The 13,077-nt window shown below is 37.2% G+C and carries 14 protein-coding genes; 11 read left to right on the forward strand and 3 right to left on the reverse strand.

The genetic code is table 11. The features are described from left to right. Window position 1 precedes the first annotated feature (1 nt). Complete coding sequence (locus tag ABXT69_RS08690) at window positions 2-856, forward strand: alpha/beta hydrolase (RefSeq protein ID WP_416677996.1); 855 nt, start codon at window positions 2-4, stop codon at window positions 854-856. A 9-nt stretch (window positions 857-865) separates the two neighbouring features. On the opposite strand, the gene ABXT69_RS08695 is transcribed toward ABXT69_RS08690, so the two are convergent. Then, entirely contained in the window at window positions 866-1,777 is a 912-nt protein-coding gene (locus tag ABXT69_RS08695; RefSeq protein ID WP_416677998.1) for a DMT family transporter, read from the reverse strand. 215 nt (window positions 1,778-1,992) lie between these two features. On the opposite strand from ABXT69_RS08695, the gene dsbD reads away from it, so the two are divergent. The 9 genes from dsbD (at window position 1,993) to ubiB (ending at window position 11,295) form a co-directional block, all read left to right on the forward strand. Next, window positions 1,993-3,834: a protein-disulfide reductase DsbD gene (dsbD, locus tag ABXT69_RS08700; protein ID WP_416677999.1), complete on the forward strand. Its 1,842-nt coding sequence runs from the start codon at window positions 1,993-1,995 to the stop codon at window positions 3,832-3,834. A gap of 228 nt (window positions 3,835-4,062) precedes the next feature. Then, a complete protein-coding gene (accB, locus tag ABXT69_RS08705) occupies window positions 4,063-4,506 on the forward strand; it encodes an acetyl-CoA carboxylase biotin carboxyl carrier protein (protein ID WP_416678001.1) in 444 nt (147 codons plus the stop codon). Then, on the forward strand, window positions 4,503-5,855 hold the full coding sequence (gene accC, locus ABXT69_RS08710) for an acetyl-CoA carboxylase biotin carboxylase subunit (protein ID WP_416678002.1): 1,353 nt from the start codon (window positions 4,503-4,505) through the stop codon (window positions 5,853-5,855). Before accB ends, accC begins: the two co-directional genes overlap by 4 nt. Beyond that, the gene (argC, locus tag ABXT69_RS08715; protein ID WP_416678004.1) at window positions 5,855-6,889 is read left to right on the forward strand and encodes an N-acetyl-gamma-glutamyl-phosphate reductase; all 1,035 of its coding nucleotides are present in this window, start codon (window positions 5,855-5,857) and stop codon (window positions 6,887-6,889) included. The genes accC and argC overlap by 1 nt, the downstream gene beginning before the upstream one ends. Window positions 6,890-6,923: 34 nt before the next feature. Next, window positions 6,924-7,277 (forward strand): iron-sulfur cluster insertion protein ErpA, encoded by a 354-nt coding sequence (erpA, locus tag ABXT69_RS08720; protein ID WP_416678005.1) that lies wholly within the window; start codon window positions 6,924-6,926, stop codon window positions 7,275-7,277. Window positions 7,278-7,287: 10 nt separating this feature from the next. Next, window positions 7,288-8,424, forward strand: coding sequence for a citrate synthase (locus ABXT69_RS08725; protein ID WP_416678007.1), 1,137 nt, complete (start codon window positions 7,288-7,290; stop codon window positions 8,422-8,424). A gap of 2 nt (window positions 8,425-8,426) precedes the next feature. Then, the gene (gene ubiE, locus ABXT69_RS08730) at window positions 8,427-9,167 is read left to right on the forward strand and encodes a bifunctional demethylmenaquinone methyltransferase/2-methoxy-6-polyprenyl-1,4-benzoquinol methylase UbiE (RefSeq protein ID WP_416678009.1); all 741 of its coding nucleotides are present in this window, start codon (window positions 8,427-8,429) and stop codon (window positions 9,165-9,167) included. Between the two features lie 5 nt (window positions 9,168-9,172). After that, window positions 9,173-9,694 carry an SCP2 sterol-binding domain-containing protein gene (locus ABXT69_RS08735; protein WP_416678011.1) on the forward strand — a complete coding sequence of 174 codons (522 nt, stop codon included), beginning with the start codon at window positions 9,173-9,175 and terminating at the stop codon, window positions 9,692-9,694. Beyond that, window positions 9,691-11,295: a ubiquinone biosynthesis regulatory protein kinase UbiB gene (gene ubiB, locus ABXT69_RS08740; protein WP_416678013.1), complete on the forward strand. Its 1,605-nt coding sequence runs from the start codon at window positions 9,691-9,693 to the stop codon at window positions 11,293-11,295. Before ABXT69_RS08735 ends, ubiB begins: the two co-directional genes overlap by 4 nt. Before the next feature lie 40 nt (window positions 11,296-11,335). Here ubiB and ABXT69_RS08745 read toward each other — a convergent pair whose 3' ends face one another. Then, window positions 11,336-11,731, reverse strand: coding sequence for a hypothetical protein (locus tag ABXT69_RS08745; protein WP_416678015.1), 396 nt, complete (start codon window positions 11,729-11,731; stop codon window positions 11,336-11,338). A gap of 76 nt (window positions 11,732-11,807) precedes the next feature. Continuing rightward, the gene (locus ABXT69_RS08750) at window positions 11,808-12,197 is read right to left on the reverse strand and encodes a toxin-antitoxin system YwqK family antitoxin (RefSeq protein WP_416678017.1); all 390 of its coding nucleotides are present in this window, start codon (window positions 12,195-12,197) and stop codon (window positions 11,808-11,810) included. Window positions 12,198-12,380: 183 nt separating this feature from the next. On the opposite strand from ABXT69_RS08750, the gene ABXT69_RS08755 reads away from it, so the two are divergent. After that, the gene (locus tag ABXT69_RS08755; protein ID WP_416678019.1) at window positions 12,381-13,073 is read left to right on the forward strand and encodes a 50S ribosomal protein L25/general stress protein Ctc; all 693 of its coding nucleotides are present in this window, start codon (window positions 12,381-12,383) and stop codon (window positions 13,071-13,073) included. The last annotated feature ends 4 nt before the right edge of the window (window positions 13,074-13,077 follow it).

Raw genomic sequence — 13,077 nt, forward strand, 5'->3', positions numbered from 1 at the left:
AATGACAAGAACTAAACCCATTGATCCAATATTAGAGAAGGGTTATAACGTAAGATTATTAGTTGATGATTTTGACGGTCTTATTAATAAATGGACTAAAAGAAGCGCGACTTTCAGAGCTACTGTAGATTCCTCAATTGATTGTCAATATGGAAGTGGTGAAAAAGATAAACTAGATATTTTTCGTTGTGGACAAGATAATGCGCCGCTATTCATTTTTATTCATGGTGGATACTGGCAGCGAGGTGATAAATCATTCTATAGCTTTGTAGCTGAGTCATTTGTGCAATCTGGGATTGATGTTGCTCTTATTGGCTATCAACTATGTCCTGGTGCAAGCATGACCAATATTGTTGAAAAAATACAAGAGGCTATCATTTGGTTGTGGCGAAATGCTGATAAGTACTCAATTTCAAAAAATCGAATTAACGTTTCTGGACATTCTGCAGGTGGCCATATCACTGGTATGGTTCTTGCAACTGATTGGCAACAAATGTCTAATGACTTACCAAAAAATATTGTAAAGACAGGTATTCCAATAAGTGGCCTTTATCAACTCGATCCAATTAGAGAGACAACAATAGGTGATGCACTAGGCTTAAATGATAAGGAAAGCAAAGCATTAAGCCCTCATTTCTTTGAACCAAAAACAAGCGCTCCCATTCTAGTAGCACTTGGTGGTGGAGAGACTCCTGAATTTCATTGGCAAACTAATAAATTTGTTGAAAAATGGAAAGAGCATAATGCTCCGCTTGATTATCATGCAGAGCCAGATGTAGATCACTTTGGAGTAGTAGAGAGGCTTGCAAATAAGGACTCTCAGATTTTCATAAAAGTAAAGGATTGGTTGCTTTAAATAAACTTCTTAATGCGCTACTTTAGAATCATTATTTTTTGATGAAGTCATTGCGACAGAAAATGCAATTAATAAGAATCCAGCTATTGCCATGATGCCCATAGTCTCTCCAAACAGATACCAAGCCTGAATTGCTACAAGAGCAGGAACTAAATAAAAGTAACTACCAACTCTAGCTGAAGCATCCTGCTTAATCATTGTCATTAAAAGGAGCACCGCTCCAATTGAAAGCCCAAAAACCTGCCAGGCTAGAGTAATAACAAATGGACCAGTCCATTGAACCTCACCAGTTTCAAAACAAAAAGCCACAACAATACAAAGCATAAATGCACCAAGATATTGAACCCAGGTTCCACTAATTAAATCCATGTCGCTGCAAAATCGCTTTTGATAAATGGCCCCTAATGAAATCCCAAAAAGTGATGCAAATACGGCCAATATTGCCCAAAAAGAAAAACCGCTAAAAAAACCATCAGTGGTTAAATCAAACCTTTCAAACAAAACTAAATATACCCCTATGAGTCCAATAATTAAACCAATCCATTGTTTTCTAGATACCCTCTCATGAAGAATTATTCCAGCCATGAAAGCCATTCCTAATGGCTGAAGACCAATTATCATTGAGGATAATCCAGCCGGCATTCCCCACTTAATGGCCTGAAAAACACCTCCAAGATATACCCCATGAATCAATACTCCGGCGAATATTAGATGAAAAAATGCAGATCTAGAGCTTGGCCAACTGCTTTTATTGATTCGTAATATAAAAAACAAAACTATTAATGTAAACGCAGTACGATATGCTAATAAAGTGAATGGTTCTGCGTATGGAAGGCCGTATTTGGCGGCCAAAAAACCTGTACTCCATATCCAAACAAAAAGCCATGGAGTGAAGCGTGTACTTAAAGTAAGGTTTTTCATAAAAAACACCAAAAATTCATTTACTTAATAAATCACTAATTAAAATTACTTAATTAATAAAGAATCGATTTTATACAAAATAGCTCTATAGCGCTCAAGAAACGTAACACGAGCAAAACTTTGATTAGACTATAATATATGTTGTAATTCTTTCAGAAACCCGTCAGATTTTGACTATTTCTTTTGAATAAAGTTTCCCAATTTTAAATAATTTTATGAAGCAATTTTTTTCTATCATTCTGCTTTTGATCATTGTCCCTCTCTCAGCAAGCTGGGCTGAAACTTTTTCAGTTGATAAAGAATCTACTCTAAGTGAAAGCAACCAATCATCAGTTTTATTGCAGGGTGAAAATAATCTAGGTTTTGAAAAACGTCCAGTAAAAGTTAACGAGGCTTTCAAGTTAAGCGCTATTTCGGTTGATGAAAATACAATTGCTGTGAGATGGATTGTTAAAGAAAACTATTACCTCTATAAAGATAAAATTTCTTTTTCAGTCACAGAGGCAACAATTGAAGATGCTCTGTTTCCAAAGTCAAAATTAAAAGTTGATGAGTTTTTTGGTGAGGTCAATATTTACAATTCATCCGTGGAGGTTATTCTTTCACTTACCGACATTGTTAGCAACAAAGTTATATTAACAGTAGAACACCAAGGCTGCTGGGAAGGTGGAGTTTGTTATCCCCCTCAGAGCGATACCATTCAAGTTGATTTTAATGGAACTCAAGCATTTTCTTCTCAAGATAATAGTCAAATAACAAAGTCAGAAAAAAGCGCCAGTGAAAAGTTTCAACAAGGCGGTTTAACTTTATTAATTGCAGCGTTTTTGGCTGGTTTGGCTCTTTCTTGGACACCTTGTGTATACCCAATGGTCCCAATACTGTCTGGAATTATTATTGGACAAAAGAAAGCTCCAAGCACTCCAAGAGCTATCTTAATGTCGGTTGTCTTCGTTTTTTCAATGTCTCTCGCTTATGCTTTGATTGGAGCGACAGCAGGCTACTTTGGAGCTGGCATAAATATTCAGGCGATAATGCAAACTCCCTGGATCTTAATTGTTTTCAGTTTAATCTTTCTATTTTTAGCATTTTCAATGTTTGGATACTATGACATTCAACTACCCTCTAAATTGCAGGTCAAGATTACAAACCTAAGTAACAGGCAAACGAGTGGGGATTTCATTGGTGTTAGCATCATGGGGTTCCTTTCTGCCCTAATTGTTGGTCCATGTGTTACGCCATTCCTTGCGACTGCTTTAAGTTATGTTATTGCTGGAGGAAGCGCTGCTAAAGGAGCTGCTAGTCTTTTTGCAATGGGGCTGGGAATGGGCATCCCTTTAATAATAATTTGTGGCTGGGGTGTCAATGCACTGCCAAAAGCTGGACTATGGATGGAAAACGTCAAGAAAATTTTTGGTCTTTCAATGATTGCTGTTTCTCTGTATTTACTGGATCGAATTCTGAGTCCACTTTTATCTCTAATTCTATGGTCACTCCTATTCACTCTAGGGCCAATTATGCTTGGTGTTTTTAACAAAATCACTAAACCTATTAGCTTCTGGAGTTTGCTATTTAAAGCAACATGTTTGATTTTCTTAGCTTATGGCGTCTTGCTATGGCTATTGGTGGCAAAAGGTGGTGGTGATATTCAGCAACCTCTTGACTCAATCATTTATGGGGACAGCTTAGATTCATCAAATAGTGTCGACTTTCAGGTAATTACAGATGAAGATGAATTTAATAAATTATTAGCTATAACTTCAAACAATAATAGCCTACTGGTCATTAAGTTTTATGCAGAATGGTGTATTTCTTGCAACAAGCTAGAGAGGGTTGTATTCTCAAATAGACAAGTCAATGAGGCTCTGGAAGATTCTCTTAAACACACATTAGACGTTACTGAGAATAATCGCTTTAATCAGTCGATGCTTGCAAGATTCTCACTTGTTGGACCACCCGCCATATTATTTTTTAAAAACGGTCAAGAGCTTCGAGACCAAAGAATTATTGGTGAATTTAGTGCTAAAGAGTTTGTAGACCACATAAATAATCTGCAATAAATATTTATTAATTTCCTCTAAAAGCTTCTAATTGTAGCTATATTTGATTAAATAGATGTTAAAATACTTTTAGTTACTTACAGTTAAAATCTAGTCTTAAAGGCTTATTTATTATATTTTTAAGCCAAAACATGAACTTGCAATCATTGCATGCCTTAATGGCTTCAATGTGAATTGGTATTTAAATTCCAAAAATAAGTTGCAAAGAACCATAAAAGAGGAACGCAAATGGATATTAGAAAAGTTAAAAAGCTAATGGAGCTTCTAGAGGAATCTGGAATGTCAGAAATTGAAATTAAAGAAGGCGAAGAGTCAGTAAAAATTTCTAGATATGGAAATTCTCCTGCCCCAAGTCACTCATTTGTTCAGCAACAAGCACCTGCCTCCTTGCCCCCAATGGCAGCGGCTCCAGTAAATGCAGATCAGCCCTCAACTATTGGTCAGTCCTTAACGTCTCCCATGGTAGGAACCTACTATTCAGCCCCATCTCCAACTGCAAAGCCTTTTGTTACAATTGGACAGCACGTAAAACAGGGCGACACCATTGGGATTGTTGAAGCCATGAAGATAATGAATCAAATTGAAGCTGAGCAGTCTGGGACAGTCCTTCAAATTCTTGTTAAAGATGGTGAAGCTGTAGAATTTGGACAACCGCTAATCATAGTCGAATGAGCTCAATAAAAAAAGTTCTAATTGCTAACCGGGGTGAAATTGCACTTCGAATTCTTAGGGCTTGCAAAGAGCTTGGAATCCAAACTGTAGCAGTATACTCAACAGCAGATAAAGACTTAAAGCACGTTCGGTTAGCTGATGAAGCTGTTTGTATTGGGCCACACCCATCTATCAAAAGCTATCTTAATATCCCCGCTATTATAAGTGCGGCCGAGGTAACACATTCTGATGCAATTCATCCAGGATATGGATTTCTTTCTGAAAGCGCTGATTTTGCTGATCAAGTTGAGCAAAGTGGCTTTATCTTTATTGGTCCACACGCAGAAAATATAAGGGTTATGGGGGACAAGGTTGCTGCCATTGAGGCAATGCAAAACTCTGGCGTACCTTGCGTTCCAGGATCAAATGGAGCATTAGATGATAATGAACAAAGAAGCATTAAAATTGCCAGAGAAATTGGTCTACCAATAATAATTAAAGCCTCTGGTGGTGGTGGTGGCCGAGGAATGCGAGTTGTTGACTCTGAAGATGACTTAGCTGACTCAATAAGACTCACTCAATCTGAGGCGTTAAGCTTTTTTGGTAATGGTGAAGTTTATATGGAAAAATTCTTAACGACCCCTCGCCATGTTGAGATTCAAATTCTAGCGGACCAGCATGGAAACGCAGTTCACCTTGGTGAAAGAGACTGCTCAATGCAAAGGCGTCATCAAAAAGTTGTAGAAGAGGCTCCTGCACCAGGAATCTCTCCAAAATTACGAAATAAAATTGGCAATATTTGTGCTGAAGCTTGTAAAAAAATTAACTATCGTGGAGCTGGGACCTTTGAATTTCTTTTCGATAATGATGAGTTTTACTTTATTGAAATGAACACTAGAGTTCAGGTTGAGCATCCAGTAACTGAAATGATTACTGGTGTTGATATTGTCCGTGAACAAATCTTAATTGCGAGTGGTGATAAGTTATCAATAACTCAAGATCAAGTTGAAATTAAAGGTCATGCTATTGAATGTAGGATAAATGCTGAAGATCCCGAAACTTTTATGCCTTCACCAGGAAAAATTACACAGTATCATGCTGCTGGTGGTCTTGGAGTTAGAATAGACTCTCACATTTATAATGGCTATAATGTCCCGCCATACTACGACTCTATGATTGGAAAAGTGATTACTTTTGGCGACAATCGAAATAATGCAATTATTAAGATGCAAAATGCTCTTGATGAAATGGTTATTGATGGAATAAAAACAAATATTCCACTTCAAAGAAAAATTATGACCGATAAAGTGTTTAGGAAAGGTGGTATGAATATTCACTATCTAGAAAAGATGCTTGGGGATGAAGAATAATGAAAATTAAAGTTGGAATAATTGGTGGTTCAGGATATACCGGTATTGAACTATTGCGTATCATCCATCAACATCCACTTGCAGAAGTTACCTCGATTACATCAAGGGCTCTTCAAGGTAAAAAAATATCAGACGTTTTCCCCAACATGCATGGTCTCTCAGAGTTGGTATATTCACTTCCCGATGATAAAGCTTTATTTGAATGTGATATTGTTTTCTTTGCAACGCCTCATGGGGTTGCCATGGATAATGCTGAATCTTTTCTTGAAAAAGGCGTCAAAGTTGTTGATTTGGGTGCTGACTTTAGAATTAATGATGCTGACTTATGGTCAGATTGGTACAAAATGGAACACTCACAGCTTTCACTTCTTGAGGAGGCAGTATATGGTCAGCCTGAAATTAGACGAGATGCTATAAAAAATGCACGACTAGTTGCAAATCCTGGATGTTACCCAACAGCCGTTCTTCTGGCCTTAAAGCCTCTTCTTGAGAGTGGCTTAATTGATATCTCAAACATAATTGCAGACTGCAAATCTGGAGCTAGCGGAGCAGGAAGAATTGCTAACCAAGCAACTCTTCTTTGTGAGATAACTGAAAGCTTTAAGCCATATGCAGTAGGTGGCCACAGACACTTTCCTGAAATAAAGCAAGAGCTAGAACTTATTGCTGGGAAGCCAGTTGGATTAACTTTTGTTCCCCACTTGCTTCCTATGATTCGAGGCATAGAGGCTACGATTTATGTTGACCTTGTTGATTCATCTGTCAATGTTAGGCCTTATTTCGAAAATGCCTACAAAAACGAAGAATTTGTTAAAATACTCCCTGAAGGTACTTATCCTGAAACGCGTTCAGTTAAATCATCGAACTATTGCCAGATTTCAATTCAGTATATTGAACACAGCAATAAACTAGTAATTATGTCGGTTATTGACAACTTAGTTAAGGGTGCTGCGGGACAAGCAATCCAAAATATGAACTTAATGTTTGGACTTGCAGAGCAGGAAGGCCTTACACAGATTGGTTTACTGCCTTAAAAGCAGTCTATATATAATAATTTGGAGATGCCCTATGGTTGCCGCTGAAATTCAAGATGAAGCTGATATAGTTTTTAGCGATAGTGCTGCAAGCAGGGTGGCGCAACTCATCAAGGAAGAAAAAAACCCAGCTTTAAGGCTTAGAGTTTATATTACTGGTGGAGGATGTTCAGGCTTCTCCTACGGCTTTGCTTTTGATGAAAACCTTAAAGAAGGTGATAGTGGTGTTAATAAGCAGGGCGTTGAGTTAGTTATCGACCCAATGAGTTATCAGTATCTAATGGGTTCAACAGTAGACTATCTTGAGGATCTCCAAGGAGCAAGATTTATTGTAAGTAACCCTAATGCCAAAACCACGTGTGGTTGTGGCTCTTCTTTTTCAATTTAATAACAATATTATGACCGAATATATTCCAGGCCTAGCAGGCGTTCCAGCAACTAAATCAGCAATTTCTTCAATCGATGGAGAAAAAGGAATACTCGCTTATAGAGGCTACTCCATTCAAGATCTCGTCGAGCACTCCTCATTTGAAGAAACTGCTTTGTTGTTAATGAATGGTGAATTGCCTTCACCTAAAGAGCTGTCAACCTTTAAAAATATTTTACAAAAAAGAAATGAAGTAAAACGAAAAATCCGCCATTTACTTTGGTCGCTTCCATCAACTGGCCACTCAATGGATGTGCTTCAAACTGCAATGGCTGCAATGGCTACTTTTTACCCAGATGCTGGCGCATCAGAGCCAGACTCGGCCTATACGCAAAATGCGCTTATTAAAATAATCTCAAACATGAGCACTCTGGTCGCAATGTGGACTCGCATTAGTAGAGGATATGATCCAATTCCTCCAAGCAACAAGATGTCTTATGCTGAAAATTTTATGTACATGTGTTTTGGGGAGGAATCTGACCCAGAAATTGTTAACCTTTTAGATGCCTCCTTAATTTTACATGCCGAGCATACAATCAACGCCTCCACTTTTTCTACCATGGTGACAGCATCTACTCTTGCCAATCCTTTTTCTTCAATTGCATCAGGAGTTGGAACACTTGCAGGACCTTTGCATGGCAACGCAAATGAAAATGTGCTTCTTATGCTTGATGAAATTGGTTCTGCAAAAAATGCCCGCCCTTGGATTAAAAATAGACTCAAAAACAAACAAGTTATCTGGGGAATGGGTCATCGTGAGTATAAAACCAAAGATCCTAGAGCCACAATTCTTGAAAAAATGATTAAAACTTATATTAAGAAAAATGGCCTCAACTTATCTAACCGATTCGAAACAGCGCTTGAAGTTGAAAGCATCTGTGATGAGTTATTGTCTCAAAAAGGTGTCTATCCCAACGTTGACTTTTATTCTGGCATCCTTTACTCAGAAATTTTTAGCTTTACCAAAGAACACTTTACTCCTATTTTTGCCATGGCTCGTTCAGCTGGATGGGTAGCTCATTGGCACGAGCAGGTTAGTCACAATAGAATCTTTAGGCCAACACAGATATATACTGGTGCTGACTTTAGGGACTATCCCTCTAGTTAATAATGGACAAGACTACACACTTTGGCTTTAAACAGGTCGACGTTGAAAAAAAACAAGGCCTAGTTAAGGGTGTATTTGACTCAGTTGCAGGCAAATATGACCTCATGAATGATGTCATGTCAATGGGGACTCACCGTCTGTGGAAAAACTACACAATCTCTAGTAGCAATGTATCAGAAGGAGATCATGTTCTTGATATTGCTGGAGGAACAGGTGATCTGGCTATAAAATTTAGAAAAAAAGTTGGCGAATCTGGAAAGGTTATCTTATCTGACATCAATGGCTCAATGCTGAATGAGGGTAGAAAAAATCTTTTGAATCATGGCATTATTGATGTGGACTTTGTTCAGGCCAATGCTGAATCTCTCCCATTTGAAGACAACACATTTGATTGTGTAAGCATTGCGTTTGGCTTAAGGAATGTAACAAATAAAGATGTTGCCCTTCAGCAAATGTATCGTGTTTTAAAAAAAGGTGGCACATTACTGATTTTGGAGTTTTCTAAAGTTGAAAATGAGATGCTTAAAAAAATATACGATTTATACTCTTTCAACGTTATACCAAAATTTGGTGAATTTTTTGCAAATGATGAAGATAGTTATCAATACCTTGCGGAATCAATTCGCAAACACCCTGATCAAGAAACCTTGAAGTCTATGGCGCTTGATGCTGGGTTTGGTTTTTGTGAGTATCACAATCTTACGGGTGGCATAGTCGCACTTCATAAAGCAATCAAAACTTAATTACTATGTTTCGCCTCGCTATTGAAAAAGCTCTTAACCACATGGTAAATGTTAATGACATTAACATAACGCGCCTCGATAATAGTCTAGTTAGCGTGTATGTTGATGATATTGATTTAAGGCTTTTTTTTCTGTGTCTAAATTCTCGCATTTTCGTCATAGAAAATAGTGAGCAAAAAAATACTAATGTTGATATCACTCTCAATAAAAAAGCCTTTTTAGCTTTATTTAAAGGTATATCTTTTGAAGATTTAATTGAAAGTGAAGATATTGAAATTAATGGAAGCATTAAAACAGCACAGCAGTTGGCTGACTTACTTGCATTATCCTCTATTGACATTGAAGAGCTTATTTCTCAATATACTGGGGACATTATTGCGCATCAGCTTGGACAAACATTAGATAAGATTAAAGGCTCGTCATCTCAGGAAAAGGATTCATTTGTTGAAAACTTAAAAAATGAATTTACCACTCTTTTGATTGCCCCTAGTCGGTCTAAATTTTTTAAAAAAGCGCGTTCTAGATGAAAAGCTTTTTTCGCTTCCTTGGCATATCAAGGACTCTAATTCGGTATCGATTAGATCATCTTATATTATCTACTTCGCTCTTAAAAAGCCTCAAGCCACTAATTTATTTGACACCATGGCATTACTTTCCGAGCAAAAAATTTACTCGAGGTGAAAGAATTCGCCTTGCGCTCGAAGAACTAGGCCCAATATTTATTAAATTTGGTCAAACGCTCTCAACTCGAAGGGACCTTCTTCCAGAAGATATAGGCAATGAATTAGCAAAACTCCAAGATAAATGCCCTCCCTTTCCTGCTAAAGAATCTAAGTTGATTATTGAAAAAGCCCTTGATGAAAGCGTCTCAACCCTATTTGCATCTTTTGATGATGAACCCTTAGCCTCGGCATCTATTGCACAGGTTCATAGTGCGATTACTCATAATGATGAAGAAATTATTATTAAGGTTGTTCGCCCAGGAATAGAAAAACAAATTAAAAGAGATATTCGCCTACTTTATGCATTTGCAGGCTTAGCTGAAAAGCATCCTGACGGCAAAAGACTGAGGCCAAGAGAAGCGGTTGCTGAATTTGAAACTATCATTTATAACGAACTTAATATGATGGTTGAAGCAGCTAATGCATCTCTACTTAGAAAGAACTTTAGTGACTCTAGCCTTCTTTATGTTCCAAAAGTACACTGGGATTATTGCCGCTCTAACATACTAGTAACTGAGCGCATTTATGGAACTCCAGTAACTAATATTGAGGCCTTAAAGAGTACTGATACAAACCTTCGAACTCTTGCTGAAAATGGTGTGGTGATTTTCTTCACCCAAGTGTTTGATCATAATTTTTTCCATGCTGATATGCATCCAGGAAACATTTTTGTTGGTGAAAATGATCAATATATTGGTGTTGATTTTGGCATTATGGGTACCCTAACAGAGGCCGATCAATACTATCTTGCTCAAAACTTTTTAGCGTTTTTCAATCAGGATTATAAAAAAGTAGCTCAAGTCCATCTTGAGTCAGGGTGGATACCAGAAGGAACAAACGTCTTAGAGTTTGAAAACGCTATTCGAAGCGTTTGTGAACCGATATTCGAAAAACCTTTAAGTGAAATTTCTTTTGGTCAAGTTTTATTAAGCTTACTAAAAGAGGCCAAACGTTTTGATATGGAAGTTCAGCCTCAACTTCTATTACTCTATAAAACGTTACTAAACATTGAAGGGTTAGGTCGAACTCTATACCCTGAACTTGACCTTTGGGCAACTGCAAAGCCTTACCTTGAAAAGCTTGCCAAAGACAAATACAGCTTAAAAAACACTGTTAAAAAAATCTCTGCTCAACTCCCTGAACTTATTTTAGAATTACCCGAAATCCCTATGTTGGTTATTAACGCTTTAAAACAAATTGAAAAAGGCTCGCTTAAACAAGAAAATTCAAAAAAACAAACAGAAGCCATTCTCTCTCAACTTCGAGAAAATTCTCTAAAGGAGCGTGCGACTATTATTGCAATATCGCTTCTTGCACTCACAGGGTTCCTAGTTACTCAATCAATCTGGACTTATGCAGCAGTAAGTGCATTTTCCAGCCTTATATTCTGGTTTAAATCTCGCTAAAGAAACTCAACAAGACGTAAAAATTGGAAGTTTTATGGGTTTATTCATCTAGTAAAAAAGTTGGCATCTTGTAGTACATATCAACTGAGTTATCTATTATTTTTACTTTTTTTTCAGGGCCTTGTTCCCAACATTTAACTGATGTAATCATTGCGTTTTGAGATAAAACCAAAACCTTACTAAGCGGAGGAGTGGCTATGCCGTCTGAAGCCTTTATTGGCTTATCATTTTTATCATAAATGGCACACTTAATACTTGTAACTTCATTAGTACTGATGAAAATTGAAGTGCTATCAGTTAGCTCTTTTCTCTCAAAAGAAAAGCTCTCAACTATAATTCCATCGGGATCTCCATCAATTGTAGCCATTTTATTAATTTCATCAGCAGAAATTGAATGGGACGTTAAAAAAAGTACAGTTAGGAATAATTTTGTCATAATAAGTGAGTCTAAGGCTTAGGCAAAAAGTTAAACATTGATTAGGAGTCTTTATACTAAGACTATATTAAGCTGATCAGCCGTTAGTATTTCCTGATATCTCTCCATTTTCCAAAATGTACTCTGCCGCTCTTACACCATCTTCATAGAAAATAGATTTACCATTAAGAATACCATTTTTATATTCTTGCTCGGACTCTAAAAGACCATCTTCATTCCAAGCAGTTAGAACTCCTTCAAGTTTATTATCTTCATAAAAACCTGCTGAAGCTTTTTTCCCATTCTCATACCAATAAGTCAGCGTTCCTGCAAGCTCATTATTTTCATAGAATCCCTCTGAAGCTTTTTTGCCACTTTCATACCAGTAAGTTTCCCTTCCATATTTAATGCCATTTTTATAAGTTGTCTCTAGCCTCATGCCATTATCTAAATTCTCAGTATGTAGTCCATTTGTATTTTTATTCATAGTAAGATTATATTTGATTTTGCCTTAAAGTCCAAATTTCGTTTGATGCCTGAGTGCACCCCAATGATGCCTATAGCAAAAGAAATTCGGGTAAAATAATGCTCCAGCCTATCTGGTCGCAAGACGGGCAATATTGGTTACACCACTAAACGTGGTGTTTTTTTATTTATTGGAGAACTCAAAATGAGTATTACTGTAAACGCATTAGAGCGTAAAGATCAAGGGAAAGGTGCGAGCCGCCGCTTGAGAAAAGAAGAAAGAGTACCAGGTATCGTTTATGGTGGAACTAAAGCGCCACAGATGGTAACACTAAACATTCATGAAATCACCCACTTACTAGAAAATGAAAATACATTCACTTCTGTATTAGATTTGATGGTTGATAAATCAAAAGAATCTGTTGTTTTAAAAGACATTCAGCGTCATCCTGCAAAAAATACTGTTCAACATATGGATTTTTTACGAGTAGACGCAAAACACGCTCTTGTTACAATGACTCCATTACACTTTATTGGAATGGATGAAAATGAGGCATTAAGGCTAGGAAATATGCTGAATCAATTCGTTGTTTCGGTTGAAATCTCATGCTTACCGCAAGACCTTCCAAATGGTATTGATGTAGATGTTACCAATCTAGAGATTGGTGATCATCTAACACTAACTAATCTTGTCTTGCCTAAAGGCGTTGTAATTACTTCACTTCAGCATGAAGATGTTGAGGCGCATGATCAAACTGTATGTTCTGTCACGGAACCTAAAGTTATCGTAGAGGAAGAGGAAGAAATAATAGAATCTACTGATTCTGAAACAGAAGGCGAAGAGGGTGAATCTAATGAGGGCTCTGAAGGTTCAAAAGATGGTGACGAAAAAGAATAAAACG

It is taken from the genome of Candidatus Pseudothioglobus sp. Uisw_016, from assembly GCF_048087635.1.
Classification (GTDB): Bacteria; Pseudomonadota; Gammaproteobacteria; order PS1; family Pseudothioglobaceae; genus Pseudothioglobus.

Coding starts and splice junctions, on each gene's coding strand:
- ABXT69_RS08690 (WP_416677996.1), top strand. CDS start 2: ATGACAAGAACTAAACCCATTGATCCAATATTAGAGAAGGGTTATAAC.
- ABXT69_RS08695 (WP_416677998.1), bottom strand. CDS start 1,777: ATGAAAAACCTTACTTTAAGTACACGCTTCACTCCATGGCTTTTTGTT.
- dsbD (WP_416677999.1), top strand. CDS start 1,993: ATGAAGCAATTTTTTTCTATCATTCTGCTTTTGATCATTGTCCCTCTC.
- accB (WP_416678001.1), top strand. CDS start 4,063: ATGGATATTAGAAAAGTTAAAAAGCTAATGGAGCTTCTAGAGGAATCT.
- accC (WP_416678002.1), top strand. CDS start 4,503: ATGAGCTCAATAAAAAAAGTTCTAATTGCTAACCGGGGTGAAATTGCA.
- argC (WP_416678004.1), top strand. CDS start 5,855: ATGAAAATTAAAGTTGGAATAATTGGTGGTTCAGGATATACCGGTATT.
- erpA (WP_416678005.1), top strand. CDS start 6,924: ATGGTTGCCGCTGAAATTCAAGATGAAGCTGATATAGTTTTTAGCGAT.
- ABXT69_RS08725 (WP_416678007.1), top strand. CDS start 7,288: ATGACCGAATATATTCCAGGCCTAGCAGGCGTTCCAGCAACTAAATCA.
- ubiE (WP_416678009.1), top strand. CDS start 8,427: ATGGACAAGACTACACACTTTGGCTTTAAACAGGTCGACGTTGAAAAA.
- ABXT69_RS08735 (WP_416678011.1), top strand. CDS start 9,173: ATGTTTCGCCTCGCTATTGAAAAAGCTCTTAACCACATGGTAAATGTT.
- ubiB (WP_416678013.1), top strand. CDS start 9,691: ATGAAAAGCTTTTTTCGCTTCCTTGGCATATCAAGGACTCTAATTCGG.
- ABXT69_RS08745 (WP_416678015.1), bottom strand. CDS start 11,731: ATGACAAAATTATTCCTAACTGTACTTTTTTTAACGTCCCATTCAATT.
- ABXT69_RS08750 (WP_416678017.1), bottom strand. CDS start 12,197: ATGAATAAAAATACAAATGGACTACATACTGAGAATTTAGATAATGGC.
- ABXT69_RS08755 (WP_416678019.1), top strand. CDS start 12,381: ATGAGTATTACTGTAAACGCATTAGAGCGTAAAGATCAAGGGAAAGGT.